The following is a 20,436-nucleotide window of genomic DNA, read 5'->3' as shown; positions in this document are numbered from 1 at the left end:
AATAGCCTATCAGGTAGGCGCTAAGTGAAGGAGTGGTTTTATGGAACAGTCAAACAATTACAGCGTGTGGTTTGTTATCGGCACGCAGCATCTCTATGGGGCGGAAACGTTACGCCAGGTTGAACAGAATGCACGTCAGGTCGTCGAGGGTTTAAATCAGGCCGGTTTACCACTGCGTCTGGAGCTGAAACCGCTGGTGAAGTCACCGGATGAAGCGCTGGCCCTGTGTCGCGATGCTAATTATGACAAGCAGTGCGTTGGGATCATTACCTGGCTGCACACTTTCTCCCCGGCCAAAATGTGGATCGGCGGCCTGAGCGTACTGAATAAGCCGCTGCTGCAATTCCATACCCAGTTCAATGCCGAGATCCCGTGGGACAGCATGGACATGGACTTTATGAACCTGAACCAGACCGCACATGGCGGCCGTGAGTTCGGTTTCATCGGCGCGCGCATGGGTCTGCAACACAGCGTGGTGACCGGTCACTGGAAAGACAGCGCCAGCCAGCAGCGCCTGGGCAACTGGATGCGTGCAGCACTGGCTAAACAGGCCAGCCAGCAGCTGAAAGTCGCTCGCTTTGGCGACAACATGCGTGAAGTGGCCGTAACCGAAGGCGATAAAGTCGCCGCGCAGATTCAGTTCGGCTATTCAGTGAATGGCTGGGGCGTTGGCGATCTGGTTGAGGTGATCAATGGCGTCAGCGATGGCGACGTGAATGCGCTGATCGACGAATATGAAAGTCTTTATCGCTTTACCGATGTCGCCGCATCTGGCGGTGAGAAACGTCAGAACGTGCTGGATGCTGCACGCATCGAACTCGGTCTGAAGCGTTTTCTGGAAGCAGAAGGCTGCCACGCCTTTACTACTAACTTCCAGACGCTGCACGGCATGACGCAGTTGCCCGGTCTGGCGGTTCAGCGTCTGATGGGTCAGGGTTATGGCTTCGCCGGCGAAGGCGACTGGAAAACCGCTGCCCTGCTGCGCATTTTCAAAGTGCTGGCCGGTGACCGCAAAGGTGGCACCTCCTTTATGGAGGATTACACCTATCACTTCTCACCAGGCAACGATTTAGTGCTTGGCTCGCACATGCTGGAAGTCTGCCCGTCAATTGCCATTGAAGAGAAACCCTTAATCGATGTGCAGTTCCTGGGCATTGGTGATAAAGCCGATCCGGCGCGTATGATTTTCTCCACCCCAGCGGGCCGTGCGGTTAACGCCAGCGTGATTGATATGGGCGACCGTTTCCGTCTGCTGGTTAACGTGGTGGATGCTATCGAACAGCCGAAACCGCTGCCGAAGTTGCCGGTTGCGCGCGCGCTGTGGAAAGCGCAGCCATCACTGGCGACCGCCTCTGAAGCATGGATTCTGGGCGGCGGTGCACACCATACGGTGTTCAGCCAGGCGCTGACGCTGGAGGATATGTATCTGTACGGTGAGATGAACGATATTGAAGTGCTGGTGATTGATGAGCACACCACCTTGCCTGCGTTTAAAGACGCGCTGCGCTGGAACGAAGCGTACTACCGTCTGAAACGTTAATAAGTGATTAAACGGCGCTTTAGGGGTTCTGAAAAGAAATCGGTTCAGGATCGATAAAGCGCCGTTTGTTTGCAGGTTCGTGCTATTCAGTCGGGAATGGCGGGCGTTCCGTAAAGTCGCCGTAAATACATCCCTGTAGGCTCGGCCGCCGCGTCCCTGCGGCGGACGCTTTACTCCACTGCCCGCCATCCCCTCCTTAATTTTGCATTTTTGCGAATATTCAAAAGCTCAGCATGTAATAAAAGCCCTTACTGCGAAAGTCCCATTTCGCTGCAACTGTGCACTCCATTCTTTCAATCTCGCACTGTCCATTACAGCAATGATCAAGCCCAACCGGGAAGGAATGGTATGCCTGAAGAGCAAAGCGTCCGCGCCAGGGATGGCGCGGCCGATCCGCATGGATGCGGGAATCCTTTGCGATCAGGCCTACCTTTCCTGACCTTACACCTGAATCCCATAGCGATTGTTTTCCCGGTAATACATAAGAGCACCGGTCTCTTTGCTAAAACTCAACTCTTTCATCATCTTGCACTTTCCCCCACCAGCCTGTATTGCTTGTAGCCTGACAAAACGAAGGTAACCAGCGCCATGCAAGTTGTCGATCTGAACCAACATCCCGACTACGCCAGACAAACAGCAAAACTGCTGCACACTGAATGGTCACATCATCCAGCCTGGTCACATCAACCCACCATCCTTGCACGTTTACACCAAAGGAATCAGACAGGCTCGGCGGAATTTACCCTTGTTGCCACGCCGGATGGCGAAACGGTCATCGCGACCTGTAGCGTCATCCGCTATGAACTGGACGACATCCCGGCAAGAGAATACTGGATGGGTGAAGTGGTGACGGACAAAAAATTTCGCGGTCAGGGCGTAGCAAACGCGTTGATCCAACAGGTAATTGCGCGGGCCAGACAAAAGCGAATTAGTGAACTCTGGCTCTATACTCCCGATCAGCAGGCGTACTATCAGCGTTCAGGATGGCAGGCGGTGGAACAGCGGCACATAGCGGGAGAAGAAGTCACAGTGATGGTGCTGCATCTGGCGCCGTAAAAGGCGGCTCCTGAGAGCCGCCATTAACCGGGATACGCAATACTCAGGTTGGGATGCGTTTAACCGGTGCGTTCTGCTGACGATCCCAAATCACCGTCAGTAACCGCTGCAGCGCGATAAACGCAAACAGCAGAATCCCGATGGCGATCTTGGTCCACCACGAACTCAGCGTGCCGTCAAAATTAATCCACGTCTGAATCAGCCCCTGAATCAACACACCAAACAGCGTACCCAGCACCGTACCGACACCACCCGACAACAACGTGCCGCCAATCACCACCGATGCAATCGCATCCAGCTCCACACCCAACCCGGCCAGCGCATAACCTGCCGAGGTATAGATCGAGAACACGATGCCAGCCAGCGTCGCCAGCGTGGTGGAAAGCATATAAATCTTAATGGTGGTCGCACGGGTTGAAACACCCATCAGCTGAGCGGAGGTCAGATTCCCGCCAATAGCATAAACCCGATTACCAAAGCGCGTGCGGTGCGCCAGAATAATCCCGCCAATCACCACCACCAGCATAATCACGGCCAGCAGGCTCAGACGCCCACCACCCGGCACTTTCCACGCCAGACTGGAAAGCATGGTATAAAGCGGATGATCAATAGGAATCGAGTTCTCAGACACCAGATAAGAACAGCCGCGCAGGAAAAACATTCCTGCCAGTGTAATAATAAACGCCGGGATCTTAAGCGCATCGATCAACCAGCCCATCATGGCACCAAACAGCGCGCCCATTGACAGAATCAACGCAAAGGCCAGCAGCGGATCGACATGGAAATCACCAATTGCCCGCGCCAGAAACACACCGGTAAAAGCAATCACTGCGCCGACCGACAGATCGATACCGCCAGATAAAATCACAAAAGTCATGCCGACGGCGATAATGCCAAGGAACGCGTTATCGGTCAGGATATTGCAAATTACCCGGGTAGAAGCAAAACCCGGAAACTGACTCAGACAAAACAGATAACCCGCCACAAACACCAGCAAGGTAATCATCAGCGGAAGATGACGTTTAATCATGTCGGACGCCTCCGTTTTAACATCGCAATAAATCGCGGTGACTGCAGTAACAACACGCACATCACCACCACCGCTTTCACCACCTGATTCAGCTCAGGCGGGAAGCCGGAGAGCAGAATCCCGGTATTCATCGACTGAATAATCAGCGCACCAATCAGCGACAGCACCAGATTAAAACGGCCACCCATCAGGGATGCACCGCCTATCACCACGGCGAGAATCGCGTCCAGCTCCAGCCACAAACCGGCGTTATTGGCATCTGCACCGCGAATATCCGCCGCGACGATGAGCCCGGCCACTGCCGCACAGACGCCACTGATCGCGTAGGTGGACATCACCACCAGCCAGCCCGTCACACCCGCATTGCGGGCAGCGCGCAGGTTAATCCCCACCGCTTCGATAAACAGACCCAGCGCGGTTTTGCGCGTCAGCAGCCAGACGGCCAGCGCGACCACCAGCGTGATCCAGACCGGCACCGGCAACATCCACAGCGAGCCGTTACCAAACCAGCCAAGACTGTCACTGTCGAACGTCACAATCTGCCCCTGGGTAATCAGCTGAGCAATACCGCGCCCGGCAACCATCAGAATCAGCGTCGCAACAAATGGCTGAATACGCAGCAGCGCCACCAGCACCCCGTTCCACAAACCACAGGCTAAACCGGTTGCCAGCGTGCAGAGAATAATAAACGGCACACCGTGCCCGGCGACGGTCAGTGTGGCGGCCGTTGCGCCCGCTATCGCCATCACCGCCCCTACGGAAAGATCGATGCCGCCAGTCGCGATCACCAGCGTCATCCCTATCGCCAGCAGGGCAACCGGTGCCGCACGGTTAAGAATATCGATCGGACTGCCGAACAGACGGCCATCCTGCAGATGCACTGCAAAAAAGTTATTGGCCACCAGACTGTCGATTAACAGCACCAACAGCAGCGCGGCGATTTGCGGCATCCCCGGCGGGAGTTTCAGCTTACGACGTGGCGTTTTTTCAGATGTCATAGGTGACTCAAGCATGTTTTGCCCCTCCGTCCGCGATAGCATTCACGATCGACGCCACCGAAAGCTGCTCCAGCGGAATTTCTGCCACCTGCTTCAGATCGCGCATGATCAGCACCCGATCGGCATAACCGACCAGCTCTTCGAGTTCAGAGGAGATCACCAGCAGCGCCAGACCATCGGCGCAAAGGGATTCGATTAAACGGATAATCTCGGCGTGCGCACCCACATCAATACCGCGCGTCGGCTCGTCGAGGATCAAAAACTGCGGTTTGGTCACCAGCCAGCGCGACAGCAACACCTTCTGCTGATTGCCACCCGATAACAGCTCTACCGGCTGCTCAGCGTGCGGCGTGCGAATGCCCAGACTTTTGATGAAACGATCGGCAATCGCCTGCTGCTCGCGTTTTTTAATGGGCCGTAACCAGCCGCGCTGCGCCTGCAATGCCAGAATAATATTTTCGCGCACGGAGGCCGCGCCAATAATCCCGTCTGTCTTACGATCTTCCGGGCAAAACCCCATGCCAAGCTGTGAGGCTTTCGCCGGGTTGGTAATACGCTGCACTTTACCTTTGATCTTCGCGGTTCCGCGATCGGCGCGACGAATACCAAACAACACTTCTGCGGTTTCGGTGCGGCCTGAGCCCAGCAGCCCCGCCAGTCCCACCACCTCACCGGGACGCACAGCCAGGTTAAAAGGCTCAATGGTGCCCTTTCTGCCGTAATCTTCAAATGACACCACCGGCTGATTGTTGCGCAGCGTGCTGCCCTGACGCTGTAACGCCGTCTCAAGCAGTTCACGTCCTAACATCAGCTTAATCAGTTCAATCTGTGGCAGCGTGGCGGTCTCACGAGTCGCGATAAATTGCCCGTTACGCAGCACGGTAATCCGGTCAGTAATTCGGTACACCTGGTCAAGAAAATGGGTCACAAAGATCAGGCTCATCCCTTTGGCTTTTAACTGCGCCATCAGGGTAAACAGCATCTCGACTTCACTGGCATCCAGACTGGCTGTTGGCTCGTCGAGGATCAGCACCTGAGCAGAAAGGTCGACCGCGCGACAGATAGCAATAATCTGCTGCATTGCCACCGAGTAGTGGCCCAGCGGACGCGTGACATCAAGGGAAAAACCGTAATTTCGCATCAGCGCATCGGCATCACGCACCATCTTCCGACGGTCAATCATGCCAAAACGACGCGGCTCACGCCCTATATAGAGGTTATCTGCCACCGACATGTTCGGCAGCATATTCACTTCCTGATAAACGGTGCCGATACCCATCTCCTGCGCCTGCGCCGTATTGTGCGGTGTAATCGGCTCGCCGTTCAGGGTAATGGTGCCGGCGTCGCGGCTGTAAACACCGGTCAGCACTTTAATCAGCGTGGATTTACCGGCACCGTTCTCGCCCAGCAGCGCCATGATCTCCCCTTTGCGTATATCAAAGGAAACATTATTCAGCGCTTTGACGCCTGGAAAACCTTTGCTAATGCCGCTGATGGATAGCAGCGGTGTTTCATTTTGCGTGGTCATTCTGCTCACTCCGCCTTACGTCATGAAAAACCGCCCCGGAGGGCGGTCTGCGGCTGGTCTTTGACGGGTCGGTGAATCAGTAACCCATACCGTTTTTCTTATCCAGCTCCGCCTGTGCATCAGCAGGCAGGAACAGCTTCGATTCGGTCTTGATCACTTTTGGCGGCAGCGTGCCATCTTTTTTGAATTTTTCCAGCGCATCAAACGCCGGACCCGCCATATTTGGCGTCAGTTCCACGTTGGCGTTAGCCTCACCCGCCAGCATCGCTTTGTAGATATCCGGTACGCCATCAATTGAGCCAGTCAGAATATCTTTGCCCGGTTTCAGACCGGCTTCCTTAATGGCCTGAATGGCACCGATCGCCATGTCATCGTTATGCGCGTAAACCATGCAGATGTTTTTGCCGTTGTTTTCCGCCTTGATAAAGCTCTCCATCACCTCTTTACCTTTACTGCGGGTAAAGTCACCGGACTGAGAACGGATCACTTTAATGTTAGGGTGGTTGCTGATTGCCTCGGCAAAGCCTTTCTTGCGGTCGATTGCCACGCTGGCACCGACCGTGCCCTGCAGTTCGACCACGTTACATTTTTTGTCGCCTACGGTTTTTACCAGCCAGTCGCCAATCAGCTTGCCTTCCAGCACGTTGTCAGCTGTCACCACCGCCTGATAGAGCGATTTGTCTTTCACCACGATGGCGCGATCCAGCAGGTAAACCGGTATTTTGGCATCTTTGGCTTCTTCCAGTACCGGCTCCCAGCCGGTCTGTACCACAGGCGCGATAAAGATGGCATCAACGCCCTGAGCAATGAACGAACGCACGGCTTTGATCTGATTCTCTTGTTTCTGCTGTCCGTCGGCGATTTTCAGGGTGATTCCGCGTTTTTTGGCTTCGCTTTTCGCTACGTTAGTTTCCGCTGAGCGCCAGCCAGATTCTGAACCGACCTGCGAGAAGCCGACCGTCATATCAGCAGCGAGTACCGGGCCGGTTAACGCGGCGCTGACCAGCGTGGTCAGAAGTAAACGTTTCCACATAGTTTTTAATCCTCTGAAAGGCGTTTGCTGTTTAGGGTAGAGAGCCTGCTTAGACTGGACTAAAAAAGCGTGCATAATGGCGACACACTTCACAAAACAGAGCAATTTAAAGGAGTTACGTGCAGAGCGAGCAGTTTTCCAACAGGGGTGTTATGGATAAAATCGCTGAGTAAAATTACAATGCCGGTTAAATAAATGTAATAAACAGAATCGCTTATGTTTAATGCCACTGGAAACGATTACAGGCAGGCGTACAAAATGGGTTATCCGGTTTGCGGTGAACAAAAAATGGGATTTGTGATTGTCCGCACAATCGATGGTGAAGACGAATCAGGCGCGAAACGTTTCTATGGCATTCGTTATTTAACGGTTAAATTTCCTGCGGTTAAAGTGTAATAAATAAGGTATTCATGTGCTGTCAGGGTCAAATGGAATAAAAAATAATATTGTGCTGCTTATTTTTAACGTTTAATTGCCGCAGTAACCCGAACCAGTCAGGCTGACGTAGTAAACTAAGGCGCTGAGTTACCAACATCGTGCATAATCAGAACGAGGAATATGGACTTTTAGTGACTAATAAGGTGATTTTGTCTGATTTTCGGCTTTTTTCACCTGCATGATCTGGACAGACCAAGCCCGCCCCCTATACTGAGCACTCCTTTGTTACTTCTATCTATTATGGCAATGATGACTGCGCACGATTACCTGCTTAAATTCCGCAAAGTAAATAATTCAGACAGTCTGGAAAAGCTTTTCGATCATCTTAATTACTCCCTGACCAATGATCTGGAAATTATCAATATGTACCGGGCTGCCGACCATCGACGCGCTGAACTGGTCTCTGGCGGACGGTTATATGATCTGGGCTGCGTACCAAAAACGGTGTGGCGCTACGTGGTCTGATTTCTCACTGATTTATCGCTTCGTTTACTGCTGACGTTGTCCGGATGGGCGTGCCTCTCTGGACATGTTATTCTGCTGCGCTTTGACTCTCCGAGACAGGAATAACTACGATGAATGAACAGGTTGCTGCGCCGCGCATTGGTGGCTGGCTTTTGCTGCCTCTGGCCTGGCTGATAATGACCCTGTTAACCACCGTTCTGGTGCTGGCGATGTATCTGACTCCCCTGTTTAATCCGGCGTGGCGTGTGGCGCTGTTTTCTCACGGCAGCACCCTCTTCTCATACTGGGCCATTTCCCTGCTTACCGCCGTGGCGGTCTGGGCCTATAGTCTTTGGATCAGCTGGCTGTTCCTGAAGCGCTCCCGACGCCTGCCGCGCCATTATCTGCTCTGGCTGCTGATTACCGTGCTACTGGCGCTGAAAACCTTTGCTTTCACACCCGTCGCTGATAGCCGAGCCCTTCAGACATTACTGCTGTCGCTGCTGGCCGCGGCGGTGTTTGTGCCCTATTTCAAACGCTCAGAACGGGTAAAAAAGACCTTTATCGCGCCGTAACGCGGTGAGTTGTGTCAGGAATTTAATTCTGAGTGCGGTCTGCCGCCTTGCGGGTGGCGCGGGTGTTGAGATACGTCGCGCTATCAATGATAATAAGCCGCTTTCTGGCTCCCAGGCGAAAAAATGACCGATTATCTGCTTCTCTTTGTTGGCACTGTGCTGGTGAATAACTTCGTATTAGTGAAGTTTCTCGGCCTTTGTCCTTTTATGGGCGTTTCCAAAAAACTGGAAACGGCAATTGGCATGGGCCTCGCCACGACATTCGTCATCACGCTGGCGTCGATCTGCGCCTGGCTGGTCAATCATCTGATCCTGCTGCCGCTGGATCTGGTCTATCTGCGCACCATGGCGTATATCCTGGTGATCGCGGTTGTCGTGCAGTTCACCGAGATGGTAGTACGTAAGACCAGCCCGTCGCTCTATCGCCTGCTGGGTATTTTTCTGCCGCTAATTACCACCAACTGTGCGGTGCTGGGCGTGCCGCTGCTGAGTGTTAACCTCAACCACACCTTTATGCAGGCTGCGCTGTATGGTTTCAGTGCTTCCATCGGTTTTTCGCTGGTGATGGTCCTGTTCGCCGGTATGCGTGAGCGCCTGGTGCTGGCGAATGTTCCGGCCCCGTTCAAAGGCAACTCCATCGCCCTGATCACTGCGGGCCTGATGGCGCTGGCATTTATGGGCTTCAGCGGTCTGGTGAAATTCTGATGACCGCGATCTGGATTGCTGTTGCCGTATTAAGTGCGCTGAGCCTGGTGTTCGGCGCGCTGCTGGGTTACGCCTCGCGCCGCTTTGAAGTCGAAGAAGATCCTATCGTTGAGCAGATTGATGCCATTCTGCCGCAGAGCCAGTGTGGTCAGTGTGGCTATCCAGGCTGCCGTCCCTATGCGGATGCGGTCGGCAACAACGGCGAAGCGATCAATAAATGCGCGCCAGGCGGCGAGCAGACCATGCTCAAACTGGCTGCGCTGCTTAACGTTGATCCGCAGCCGATTGATGGCGATGAATCGGCGAAAGAGCCGGTGCGCACGGTGGCGTTCATTGACGAAGCCAACTGTATTGGCTGCACCAAATGTATTCAGGCCTGTCCGGTGGATGCGATTGTCGGGGCAACCCGCGCCATGCACACCGTGCTGAGCGATGTCTGTACCGGCTGCGATCTCTGCGTCGCACCCTGCCCGACAGACTGTATTGAAATGCGTCCGGTTGCCACCACACCAGCTAACTGGAAGTGGGATTTGAATACCATTCCTGTACGGGTGATTCCGGTAGATACTCATGCTTAATCTGTTTAACTTCCTGAAAAAAGAAAAGGTCTGGGATTTTCAGGGCGGTATTCATCCGCCGGAAATGAAAACCCAGTCTAACGGTACGCCGCTCAGCGAACTGCCGTTGCCACACCGTTTTATTATCCCGCTGAAACAGCATATCGGACATGAAGGTGAGATCTGCGTTGCGCCTGGCGACAAGGTGTTGCGCGGTCAGCCCCTGACGTTTGGCACGGGCCGTATGCTGCCGGTCCATGCACCCACTTCTGGTGTCATTGATGATATTGGTCAGCATATGACCGCGCATCCTTCGGGTTTGTCAGAACTGTGTATTTTTCTGACGCCCGACGGCGACGACCGCTGGATACCGCTTGATCCTCTGCCTGACTACCGTCAGCATCCGCGCGCCGACATTGTGCAACGTATTCACGACGCCGGCGTTGCGGGCCTGGGTGGCGCGGGCTTCCCTACCGCCACCAAACTCAAAGGCGGCCTGCGCGGGGTGAAAACCCTGATTATTAATGCGGCCGAGTGCGAGCCCTACATCACCGCGGACGATCGTCTGATGCAGGATTACGCCGCTGAAGTGCTGGAAGGCAGTCGCATTCTCGCATGGGTGTTGCAGGCTGAGCGGGTTTTGATTGGTATTGAAGATAATAAACCAGAGGCGATTGCCGCGCTGAAACAGGCATTGGGTAACGAACGCGATCTGCACATTCGCGTCATCCCGACTAAATACCCTTCTGGCGGCGCAAAGCAGCTGACCCGTATTCTGACCGGCATGGAAGTGCCACACGGCGGACGTTCCACCGATATCGGTGTGCTGATGCAAAACGTTGGCACCGCCTGGGCGGTTAAACGCGCCATAATTAATGGTGAGCCGATTACCGAACGTGTCGTGACGCTGACTGGCGAGTCAATTGCCCAGCCGCGTAACGTCTGGAGTCGTCTCGGCACCCCAATCAGCCATCTCTTGCACCATGTCGGTTTTACACCAGCACCGCGTCAGATGGTGATCATGGGCGGCCCGCTGATGGGCTTTACCCTGCCGTCGCTGGATGTGCCGGTGGTGAAGATCACCAACTGTATTCTCGCCCCCTCTCCCAGTGAGATGGGTAACAACGATGAAGAGCAGTCCTGCATTCGCTGTTCCGCCTGTGCCGATGCCTGTCCGGCTAAGCTGCTGCCTCAGCAGCTTTACTGGTTCAGCCAGGGCGGCGATCACGATAAAGCGCGCTCACACCACATTGATGACTGTATTGAATGTGGCGCCTGCGCCTATGTCTGCCCGAGCAATATTCCGCTGGTGCAATATTATCGCCAGGAAAAAGCGGAGCTGCGCGCCATCGATCTGGAAGCGAAACGCACGCTGGAAGCCAAAGCTCGCTTCGAAGCCCGTCAGGCAAGGCTGGAGCGCGAGAAACAGGCCCGTGAAGCGCGTCATGAGGAGGCAAAACAGCGTGTAGCCCGTACCGATACCAGTGAGCTGGCGGCTGCGAAAGCGCGGGTGAAAGCCCGCCAGGCCGCTGAACCGGATGAAGCGACGCTTGAAGCGCAACGTGAAGCCCGTCATGCGCAGGCGCGTCTGCGTCAGGCCGAGGCTCAGGCGGAAACCCAACCGGTGACGCGTCAGACTGTCGATCCGCGCAAAGCAGCGGTTGAAGCGGCCATTGCCCGAGCTAAGGCGAAGAAAGTGTCACCGGTTGATGCGGTGGAGACCGTGGCTGAAGCCAGCGTCGATCCGCGCAAAGCCGCTGTCGAAGCGGCGGTAGCCCGCGCTAAGGCGAAGAAAGCTGCACAGGCTGAAGCCGCGGCTCCGGCTGACACGGCGAACGTTTCTGACGCCGCGCCAGACGCCGCTGCTGAAACCGACCCGCGCAAAGCTGCGGTGCAGGCCGCGATTGCCCGCGCCAAAGCGAAGAAAGCGGCGCAGGCTGAAGCCGCGGCTCCGGATGACACGGCGAGCTTTTCTGAAGCCGCGCCAGACGCCCCTGCAGAAACTGACCCGCGCAAAGCTGCGGTGCAGGCCGCGATTGCCCGCGCCAAAGCGAAGAAAGCCGCGCAGGCTGAAGCCGCGGCTCCGGCTGACACGGCGAGCGTTTCTGAAGCCGCGCCAGACGCCGCTGCCGAAACCGACCCGCGTAAAGCTGCGGTACAGGCCGCGATTGCCCGCGCCAAAGCGAAGAAAGCCGCACAGGCTGAAGGCGCGGATGCGGCGGCTCCGGCTGACACCGTGAGCGTGTCTGAAGCCGCGCCAGACGCCGCTGCCGAAACTGACCCGCGCAAAGCTGCGGTGCAGGCCGCGATTGCCCGCGCCAAAGCGAAGAAAGCCGCACAGGCTGAAGCCACGGCTCCGGCTGACACCCCGAGCGTTTCGGAAGCCGCGCCAGACGCCGCTGCCGAAACTGACCCGCGCAAAGCTGCCATTCAGGCGGCGATTGCCCGTGCCAAAGCGAAGAAAGCCGCGCAGGCTGAACATGACGCGGAGATGGCTTCACGCGATGCCGCAGCAGTCGCTACTGCCGCGCATTTTGCGGTGGAGAAAGCTGAAGAGGCGCAGGAGCAGGCAAACAATGCGAATGCTGAACCTGAACAGGCACCTGAACTGAATCAACCCGATGATGCGCGCAAGGCCGCTATTGCTGCCGCCATCGCCCGTGCCAAAGCGCGTAAAGCGCAGTCGTCTAAGACGCTTGAGGATTAAATGGCTTTTCGTATCGCAAGTTCTCCTTACACCCATAACCGCCGCAGCACAGGCAACATCATGCTGCTGGTGGTGCTGGCTGCAGTGCCGGGTTTTGCTGCACAATGTTATTTCTTTGGTTACGGCACCTTTTTGCAGGTCCTGCTTGCGACGCTCACCGCCTGGCTGACCGAGGCGGCCATTCTGCGGCTGCGTAAAGCGCCCGTTGGCAGCACCCTGGCGGATAACTCTGCGTTACTGACTGCTGTGCTGATTGGTATCAGCCTGCCCCCGCTGGCGCCCTGGTGGCTGGTGGTGATCGGTACGCTGTTTGCTGTGGTCATTGCTAAACAGCTTTATGGCGGTCTGGGACAGAACCCGTTTAACCCGGCGATGGTCGGCTATGTGGTGCTGCTGATCTCCTTCCCGGTGCAAATGACCAGCTGGCTGCCGCCTGACACCCTTCAGGCGATCAAACCGGGGCTGATGGACAGTCTTAGCATGGTGTTCAGTGGCCATACGCTGGCGGGCGAAACCATGCAGCAGTTGCAGATGGGAGTGGATGGCATCAGCCAGGCGACGCCGCTTGATACCTTTAAAACCGGTTTACGCGCCGGTCACAGCGCAGAGCATTTGCTGGCCCAGCCGATTTACAGCGGCGTGCTGGCGGGCCTGGGCTGGCAGTGGGTCAATGTCGGATATCTGGTGGGCGGCCTGTTCCTGCTGTGGAAAAGTGCGATTCGCTGGCATATCCCTGCAGCCATGCTGCTGTCACTGGCGTTCTGCGCCACGCTGGGCTGGTTCTTCTCACCGGAATCACTCAACAGTCCGCTGATTCACCTGTTCTCCGGTGCCACCATGCTGGGGGCGTTCTTTATTGCCACCGATCCGGTGACCGCCTCCACCACCAATCGGGGTCGCCTGATCTATGGTGCGCTGATTGGATTGCTGGTCTGGCTGATTCGCAGCTTTGGCGGCTATCCTGATGGCGTGGCATTTGCTGTGCTGCTGGCAAACATCTGCGTGCCGCTCATCGATTACTACACCCAGCCGCGCGTTTACGGCCATCAGAAGGATTAAGCGATGCTGGAGACGATTCGCAAAAATGGTGTGACGCTGGCGATTTTCGCCGCAATTACCACGGCTGCTACTGCAGTAGTCAATACGGTCACTAAACCGACAGTGGAGCATCAGACCCTGCTGCAGCAGAAAAATTTGCTGGATCAGGTGGTGCCTGAAGACCTTTATGACAACAATATTCAGCAGGATTGTTACGTTGTCACAGATGCTGCACTGGGGAATAGCGCCCCGCACCACCTCTTCCTGGCGCGTAAAGGCGGCCAGCCGGTCGCTGCCGCACTGGAGACAACTGCGCCTGACGGCTACTCTGGTGCGATACAGATGCTGGTCGGTGCTGATTTCCAGGGTAAAGTACTGGGCGTGCGGGTGATCGAACACCATGAGACGCCTGGTCTGGGCGATAAGATTGAATTACGCATTTCTGACTGGATCAACAGCTTTAATGGCAAAGTGGTTCATGGTCCGGCGGATAAAGCGTTTGCGGTTAAGAAAGATGGCGGCGACTTCGATCAGTTCACCGGCGCCACCATTACCCCACGCGCGGTGGTCAATGCGACCAAACGCACCGCGCTGTTGATGAAAACGCTTCCGGAGAAACTCTCTTCGTTACCGGCATGTGGAGACGCAAATGAGTGAAGCTAAAAGTCTGCTGGTGGGTGGACTGTGGAAAAACAACTCGGCACTGGTGCAGTTACTGGGCCTGTGCCCACTGCTGGCGGTTACGGCGACGGCAACGAATGCGCTGGGTTTAGGGCTGGCCACCACGCTGGTGCTGACCCTGACCAACAGTTTTATTTCGGCCTCGCGCCGTTGGGTGCCGTCTGAAATTCGTATCCCGATTTATGTGATGATCATCGCCTCCGTGGTGAGCTGCGTGCAGATGCTGATCAACGCCTACGCCTATGGTCTCTATCAGTCGCTGGGGATTTTTATCCCGCTCATTGTCACCAACTGCATTGTGGTTGGTCGCGCTGAAGCGGTCGCCTCCAAAAGCAGCATCCCGCTTGCCGCGCTGGATGGCTTTGCCATCGGCATGGGCGCGACCTGCGCCATGGTGGTGCTGGGTTCGCTGCGGGAAATCATCGGCAGTGGCACACTGTTTAACGGTGCCGATCAGCTGCTTGGCCCGTGGGCGAAATCGCTGCGTATCGAAGTGGTGCATTTCGACTCGCCGATGCTGCTGGCGATGCTGCCGCCTGGTGCGTTTATCGGCCTGGGCATGATGCTGGCGGGTAAATACCTGATCGATCAGAAGATGAAACAGCGGGCTGCCCTGCGTGCTCAGGCTGCTGAAAACGCGGCACCTCAGAACGCCGTCGGGAAGCCGGTGTGAACCAGACTAAACGCACCGAGATTCTTCATCGCCTGCAGCAGAACAATCCGCATCCCACCACCGAGCTGAACTTCAGCTCGCCGTTTGAGCTGCTGATTGCGGTACTGCTGTCGGCGCAGGCGACCGATGTCAGCGTCAACAAAGCCACCGCAAAGCTCTATCCGGTGGCGAATACGCCTGCCGCGATGCTGGCGCTGGGTGTGGATGGCGTAAAGGAATACATCAAGACTATCGGCCTGTTTAACAGCAAAGCGGAAAATGTGATTAAGACCTGCCGCATTCTGCTTGAGCAGCACAACGGAGAAGTGCCGGAAGATCGTGCGGCGCTGGAAGCCCTGCCTGGTGTTGGCCGTAAAACGGCCAATGTGGTGCTGAATACCGCCTTTGGCTGGCCAACAATTGCCGTTGATACTCACATCTTCCGCGTCAGCAACCGGACAAAATTTGCGCCGGGTAAGAATGTGGAAGAGGTGGAGCAGAAGCTGCTGAAGGTGGTTCCGGCTGCCTATAAAGTTGACTGCCACCACTGGCTGATTCTGCATGGCCGTTACACCTGCGTGGCGCGCAAGCCCCGTTGCGGCTCATGCCTGATTGAAGACCTCTGCGAGTATCCCGACAAAGTCGAGTGATTCGCCTGACTAACCCGCTGCGGCGGGTTTTTTATTGTCTGGTTGAACCCTCTGTAACCTTCTTTCCAGTCCGATTCCCCTTTTCGCCGCACGCTCTGGCTCGTCTGAATACCTCCACAGTTTGTCGGGTTGTTACATTGAGGTTGATGATAGAAAATCGCCGCCCCTGACGATAAGAAAATGTTATGACACGGTGAGTAAAGTAATGATCAAAGGTTCTTCTGCGGAGAGACATCCGCTGCGCCTGTTTCTGGCACGATTCTGGCCACATCCGTTGACAGTAAGTAAAAAGCATGTGGTGATTGCCGGACTGGGTGCGGGCATTGGCCTGGTACTCACCAGTCTGCTGAGTCACTGGATGCTGGGGGAGCTGAATCTGTGGTTTGTTGCCCCGGTGGGTGCTTCGGCCGTTTTACTCTTTGGTCTGCCCGCCAGTCCGCTGGCGCAGCCGTGGGCCATCGTCGGCGGCAACACCCTGTCCGCGCTGGCGGGCGTCACCGTCAGCCAGCTCATCCCCGATCCGGCGATTGCCTGCGGCGTCGCGGCCTGCGTGGCGATCCTGTTGATGTTTCAACTGCGCTGTCTGCATCCACCCGGCGGCGCAGTCGCGCTAACCGCTATTCTGGGCGGACCTTCCGTGGAGCAACTGGGTTATCAGTTTGTCCTTACGCCGATCATGCTTAACTCACTGACACTGGCGCTGCTTGCATTGCTGTTTAATAATCTGGCCGGTCGCCGCTATCCCCACCCACTGGCGCCGCAGGAGGTTAAACCGGAGCCGATCGCGATGCCGGTCTCGCTGACGCGCGCCGATCTGCATCAGGCTTTACAGGACGGTGAACTGCTGGATATTGATGAAGACGATCTGCAGGAATTGCTGCTGCGAGCCGAAGAGATTGCCGGATGCCGTCAGGTTAACGGCTGAAACCTGCCTGTTGTGGCTGTCGGTCCTCCGCTTTTCTCCTTGCGGAGGCGGGGATGCCGACATTGATCGCTGCCACACTTTTGCTTAGCCGCTGCGCCAGCCATATCCAATAACATATTGATAACACAGCCACCCAGGCCGGACGCCCATCGGGTCCTGGGCGAATGCCCATAGAGCTGCCCTTTTGCGCGCCCTACACTTTGCTCTTCTTTACGTTTCTTACGAGGAAGACCGATGGATAGCGCCTTGTCCCCCCAGCAAGATGAGCTGATCGCCTCCGCCATCAAAAAATTCTTCACCCATATCATCCCCATGCTGGTGGTGATGCTGATCATTAACCAGATCGATCGCGCCAATATTGGCTTTATCAAGGCGGAACTGCGTACCGATGCCGGGATCAGCGCGGCGGCTTTTGGTCTGGGTGCGGGCCTGTTTTTTATCGGCTATGCGCTGTTTGAAGTTCCCAGTAATCTGATGATGAAGCGCTTTGGCGCCCGCGTCTGGCTGACACGCATTATGATTACCTGGGGACTGGTGGTGGTCATGACGGGTTTCGTCACCTCACCCATCCAGTTTTACCTGCTGCGTTTTTTACTCGGCGTGGCTGAAGCAGGTTTCTTTCCCGGCGTACTGTTCTATTTCCGTCAGTGGGTCCCGAATGCCTGGCGCGGCCGGGCCACTGCGATGGTGCTGAGTGCAACTGCAGGCGCCTTCCTCTTCTCCGGGCCAATCACTGGCGCCATTCTGATGATGCACGATTTTTCAGGCATTGCCGGCTGGAAATGGGTGATGTTTCTTGAAGGCGGTGCTTCCGTGCTGGTCGGTATTCTCGCCGCATGGGTACTGGTGTCACGCCCCGGCGACGCACGCTGGCTGAGCGATGCGGAGAAACAGGCCCTGATACAGCAGCTGAATAGTGAAGAGGCACAGCGTGACGAGCTTAACCGCGCGCCCGGTAAAATGTCGCTGTTACGTAATCGCAGCCTGCTGTTCTTCTGCGCGATCTTCTTCACCATGACCATGACAGGCTATACCCTGGTGTTCTGGCTGCCGCAGATTATTCAGCGTATTCAGGGCTTCAGCAGTTTTGGCATCGGCATTCTCACCGCCGTACCATGGCTTTGCGCCATTATTGCCATCAACCTGCTGAGTCGCTTTTCAGACCGCCACCGCGACAAACTCGATAAAGCGCTGGGCGTCGCCATGCTGGTCGCGGCCTGCGGCACCTTTATGGCTACGCTGGGTTCTCCATGGTTTGGCTTCCTGGCGATGATCGTGGCCTGTATCGGCTCGAAAGTCAGCGCCACCTTTTTCTGGCCGATGCCGCAGGGAGAACTGCCTGCCTCAATTGTTGCGCCTGGGATTGCGCTGGTGAACTCTGTTGGCAACCTTGGCGGCTTCTTCGCACCGACGGTGTTTGGCTATCTGGAGATGAAGACAGGCTCCACCACCGGCGGTCTCTATGCCCTGACCAGCGTCTCGCTGCTGACCGGGCTGTGGCTGCTGCTGCGCCGCAAGCCCTCCCCGCCTTCCCTTGATCCTATGGAGAATCACAATGTCAGACAGTCCAGTCATTAAAACAATGCGGGTGGTGCCTGTCGCCGGATATGACAGCATGCTGCTGAACATTGGCGGCGCGCACAACTGCTATTTTACCCGCATTCTGGTGATCCTGACCGATTCCGCTGGCCGTACCGGCGTCGGCGAAAGTCCCTGCCACGCCTCAACACTGGCGCTGCTGGCGCGCTTTCGTCCGCAGATTGAGGGCAGCGATCTGCTGCGTCTGAATGCCACCGTCGCGACGCTATTTGCCAGCGACGCACGACACCAGCAGACCGCGCACACCGACGACATTCATATTCCGCAGATGAATCCCGAGAAGTTTTACAACGCCACCGCAGCCATTGAAGCTGCGCTACTTGACCTGCTGGGCCAGCACCTGAATCTGCCGGTTGCCGAGTTACTTGCCAGCGGCAAGCAGCGCGATCGCGTGCCGGTACTTGGCTATCTGTTCTATATCGCCGACCGTAACCTGACCAGCATGGACTATCAGGCGGGCCACGCTGGTGGTGATGCCTGGCTGCAACTGCGTCATGAGAAAGCGATGGATGCGGATAGCGTGGTGCGGCTGGCGGAGGCGGCAGCCGATCGCTATGGCTTCCGGGATTTTAAACTGAAGGGCGGCGTTCATCATGCCGAAGTGGAAGTGGAGACGGTTAACGCCCTGCTGACACGTTTTCCTCAGGCACGGGTAACGGTTGATCCCAATGCCAGCTGGTCGCTGGATGAGGCCATTTATTATGGTAAACAGCTGGCGGGCCGGATTCCCTATCTGGAAGATCCCTGCGGCGCGGAGCAGGGCTATTCCGGCAGGGAAACGCTGGCGGAGTTTAAGCGAGCCACGGGTATTCCGGTCGCCACCAATATGATCGCCAATGACTGGCGACAGTTGCAGCATGCCTTACAGCTTAATGCCATTGACATCCCCCTGGCCGACCCGCATTTCTGGACGATGCGTAATGCACATACCGTGGCGCAGTTGTGCCATGAATGGGGCCTGACAACCGGCTGCCACTCAAACAACCATTTTGATGTATCACTGGCAATGGTGGCGCATCTGGGAGGCGCGGCACCGGGCGACAGACTGACTGCGTTTGATACCCACTGGATCTGGCAGGATGGTCAGCAGCTGACGCAGCATGCGCCGCAGATTCGGGATGGCTTTCTGGAACTGCCTGAGGGGCCAGGATTGGGTATTACCCTGGACATGGCGCGGGTCGAAGCTGCCCATGAACTCTACCATTCGCTACCTGATAAAAACCGAAACGACGCGTTGGGCATGCAGTTTCTGATTGATAACTGGACGTTCAACGCGAAACGACCGGCCCTGTTGCGCTGATGACCGCCATCCTGTGACAGTGTCACAGGATGGCTTTGTTTAGCGTTGCGCCAGTGCCGCCTGCATCCATGCAATCACCAGCGGAGAGTCTTTTTCCTGCAGTGCCGCGCGCTCAGACTGGAACAGCGTAGCCACATAGAAAGGATGATCCGGTAACTCCACGCCGCGAACGTCACCGGCATCATCCCAGGCGGTAATGCGCAGCGTATTATCGCCCAGCGCGTCACTGAATTCCGGGTTAACGCCAAAGTTACAGTGGTAGCCCTCGTCGCTCTCCAGCGTCCCGTAAGCCAGAGCAATACGGGAACCCGCTTCAAACCTCACCTTGCCACGCTGCTCCACCAAAGAGCAACTCAGCGGGGCAATGACCATCCGTCCGCCGGTATCCGTTTCAGCATGACGGGCATCGTGCCAGCCCAGGACGTTGCGCGCATACTCGATCACCGCATACTGGAATCCCCCACAGGAACCCAGGAAAGGTTTACCGCTCTCCCGCGCCCAGCGCAGGGTTTCAAATACGCCATTATCGTTGCGGTAAGGACTGCCAGGAACAACCCAGACCGCATCACTGCGCGTCAGGTCTGTCTGTTCGAGGTGGTCAGTAGCGATCCAGTTCGTTTCAACGATAAGATTTAGCCGACGTGAAGCACGTTCAATAGCAAGGGGGATAGCCTGATGGGCAACCGCATCGGCGCGGTAGTCACCGACGAGAGATAAATGCAGTGGAGACGACATGAACTGATCCTTCCTGGAGAAATTGAGAGGTTACAGTAATGTTAATTTTCTGTCGAGGGTGACATTGCGCTTCCGCGTATTGATAAGATTTTAATATGACTGCGCGGTTTTTCACCGGCGCTCTGAGGTCATTTTAACTTCCTGCTGGCCGCCCCATGACCTCCACTTCCCCTCCCGATCTCACGACGCAATCGGTTTCTTTTTTTGCTTTCTGAAATAAATCATCTGATTGTGCGCCGGATCGC

General features: G+C 56.1%; 20 protein-coding genes. 15 read left to right on the top strand and 5 right to left on the bottom strand.

Translation table 11 applies throughout. The annotated features are described in order from the left end of the window. Positions 1 to 40 precede the first annotated feature (40 nt). Positions 41 to 1,540, top strand: coding sequence for an L-arabinose isomerase (gene araA / locus AC6I77_RS08605; RefSeq protein WP_039660298.1), 1,500 nt, complete (start codon positions 41 to 43; stop codon positions 1,538 to 1,540). A gap of 588 nt (positions 1,541 to 2,128) precedes the next feature. Beyond that, positions 2,129 to 2,596 (top strand): GNAT family N-acetyltransferase, encoded by a 468-nt coding sequence (locus AC6I77_RS08600; protein ID WP_105099208.1) that lies wholly within the window; start codon positions 2,129 to 2,131, stop codon positions 2,594 to 2,596. 43 nt (positions 2,597 to 2,639) lie between these two features. Here AC6I77_RS08600 and yjfF read toward each other — a convergent pair whose 3' ends face one another. From yjfF to ytfQ, 4 genes are all read right to left on the bottom strand, one after another. Continuing rightward, positions 2,640 to 3,626 carry a galactofuranose ABC transporter, permease protein YjfF gene (yjfF, locus tag AC6I77_RS08595; RefSeq protein ID WP_003853433.1) on the bottom strand — a complete coding sequence of 329 codons (987 nt, stop codon included), beginning with the start codon at positions 3,624 to 3,626 and terminating at the stop codon, positions 2,640 to 2,642. After that, entirely contained in the window at positions 3,623 to 4,639 is a 1,017-nt protein-coding gene (gene ytfT / locus AC6I77_RS08590; protein ID WP_008926230.1) for a galactofuranose ABC transporter, ATP-binding protein YtfT, read from the bottom strand. The genes yjfF and ytfT overlap by 4 nt, the downstream gene beginning before the upstream one ends. Next, complete coding sequence (locus AC6I77_RS08585; protein WP_497816818.1) at positions 4,632 to 6,152, bottom strand: sugar ABC transporter ATP-binding protein; 1,521 nt, start codon at positions 6,150 to 6,152, stop codon at positions 4,632 to 4,634. The genes ytfT and AC6I77_RS08585 overlap by 8 nt, the downstream gene beginning before the upstream one ends. Before the next feature lie 76 nt (positions 6,153 to 6,228). Next, positions 6,229 to 7,185: a galactofuranose ABC transporter, galactofuranose-binding protein YtfQ gene (gene ytfQ / locus AC6I77_RS08580; RefSeq protein WP_008926228.1), complete on the bottom strand. Its 957-nt coding sequence runs from the start codon at positions 7,183 to 7,185 to the stop codon at positions 6,229 to 6,231. A 216-nt stretch (positions 7,186 to 7,401) separates the two neighbouring features. Between ytfQ and AC6I77_RS08575 the strand changes: the two genes are divergently transcribed. From AC6I77_RS08575 to AC6I77_RS08515, 13 genes are all read left to right on the top strand, one after another. Further along, positions 7,402 to 7,581 (top strand): hypothetical protein, encoded by a 180-nt coding sequence (locus tag AC6I77_RS08575; RefSeq protein WP_140033476.1) that lies wholly within the window; start codon positions 7,402 to 7,404, stop codon positions 7,579 to 7,581. Between the two features lie 291 nt (positions 7,582 to 7,872). Further along, entirely contained in the window at positions 7,873 to 8,088 is a 216-nt protein-coding gene (gene ydgT, locus AC6I77_RS08570) for a transcription modulator YdgT (RefSeq protein WP_003853427.1), read from the top strand. A 110-nt stretch (positions 8,089 to 8,198) separates the two neighbouring features. Then, complete coding sequence (locus AC6I77_RS08565; RefSeq protein ID WP_003853425.1) at positions 8,199 to 8,642, top strand: DUF2569 domain-containing protein; 444 nt, start codon at positions 8,199 to 8,201, stop codon at positions 8,640 to 8,642. 123 nt (positions 8,643 to 8,765) lie between these two features. Continuing rightward, positions 8,766 to 9,347, top strand: a complete 582-nt coding sequence (gene rsxA, locus AC6I77_RS08560) for an electron transport complex subunit RsxA (protein ID WP_003853423.1) — start codon at positions 8,766 to 8,768, stop codon at positions 9,345 to 9,347. Continuing rightward, positions 9,347 to 9,925, top strand: a complete 579-nt coding sequence (rsxB, locus tag AC6I77_RS08555; protein WP_008926226.1) for an electron transport complex subunit RsxB — start codon at positions 9,347 to 9,349, stop codon at positions 9,923 to 9,925. The genes rsxA and rsxB overlap by 1 nt, the downstream gene beginning before the upstream one ends. Beyond that, positions 9,918 to 12,611: an electron transport complex subunit RsxC gene (gene rsxC, locus AC6I77_RS08550; protein WP_497816817.1), complete on the top strand. Its 2,694-nt coding sequence runs from the start codon at positions 9,918 to 9,920 to the stop codon at positions 12,609 to 12,611. Before rsxB ends, rsxC begins: the two co-directional genes overlap by 8 nt. Continuing rightward, positions 12,612 to 13,670, top strand: a complete 1,059-nt coding sequence (rsxD, locus tag AC6I77_RS08545) for an electron transport complex subunit RsxD (RefSeq protein WP_039660307.1) — start codon at positions 12,612 to 12,614, stop codon at positions 13,668 to 13,670. A gap of 3 nt (positions 13,671 to 13,673) precedes the next feature. Next, positions 13,674 to 14,306: an electron transport complex subunit RsxG gene (rsxG, locus tag AC6I77_RS08540; protein WP_003849005.1), complete on the top strand. Its 633-nt coding sequence runs from the start codon at positions 13,674 to 13,676 to the stop codon at positions 14,304 to 14,306. Further along, entirely contained in the window at positions 14,299 to 15,003 is a 705-nt protein-coding gene (locus AC6I77_RS08535) for an electron transport complex subunit E (protein WP_003849003.1), read from the top strand. Before rsxG ends, AC6I77_RS08535 begins: the two co-directional genes overlap by 8 nt. After that, complete coding sequence (gene nth / locus AC6I77_RS08530; RefSeq protein WP_003849001.1) at positions 15,000 to 15,632, top strand: endonuclease III; 633 nt, start codon at positions 15,000 to 15,002, stop codon at positions 15,630 to 15,632. The genes AC6I77_RS08535 and nth overlap by 4 nt, the downstream gene beginning before the upstream one ends. A 205-nt stretch (positions 15,633 to 15,837) precedes the next feature. Continuing rightward, positions 15,838 to 16,557: an HPP family protein gene (locus AC6I77_RS08525; RefSeq protein WP_039660309.1), complete on the top strand. Its 720-nt coding sequence runs from the start codon at positions 15,838 to 15,840 to the stop codon at positions 16,555 to 16,557. Positions 16,558 to 16,791: 234 nt separating this feature from the next. Further along, the gene (locus tag AC6I77_RS08520) at positions 16,792 to 18,135 is read left to right on the top strand and encodes an MFS transporter (RefSeq protein WP_003848999.1); all 1,344 of its coding nucleotides are present in this window, start codon (positions 16,792 to 16,794) and stop codon (positions 18,133 to 18,135) included. Then, entirely contained in the window at positions 18,113 to 19,456 is a 1,344-nt protein-coding gene (locus tag AC6I77_RS08515; protein ID WP_497816816.1) for an enolase C-terminal domain-like protein, read from the top strand. Before AC6I77_RS08520 ends, AC6I77_RS08515 begins: the two co-directional genes overlap by 23 nt. A 39-nt stretch (positions 19,457 to 19,495) precedes the next feature. Here AC6I77_RS08515 and AC6I77_RS08510 read toward each other — a convergent pair whose 3' ends face one another. Continuing rightward, complete coding sequence (locus tag AC6I77_RS08510; protein WP_003848997.1) at positions 19,496 to 20,191, bottom strand: CTP synthase C-terminal region-related (seleno)protein; 696 nt, start codon at positions 20,189 to 20,191, stop codon at positions 19,496 to 19,498. Positions 20,192 to 20,436 lie beyond the last annotated feature (245 nt).

The sequence above is a fragment of the Pantoea sp. X-Soil-ISGK-259 genome (genome assembly GCF_059730705.1).
This window is presented reverse-complemented; position numbering and strand designations above follow the sequence as displayed.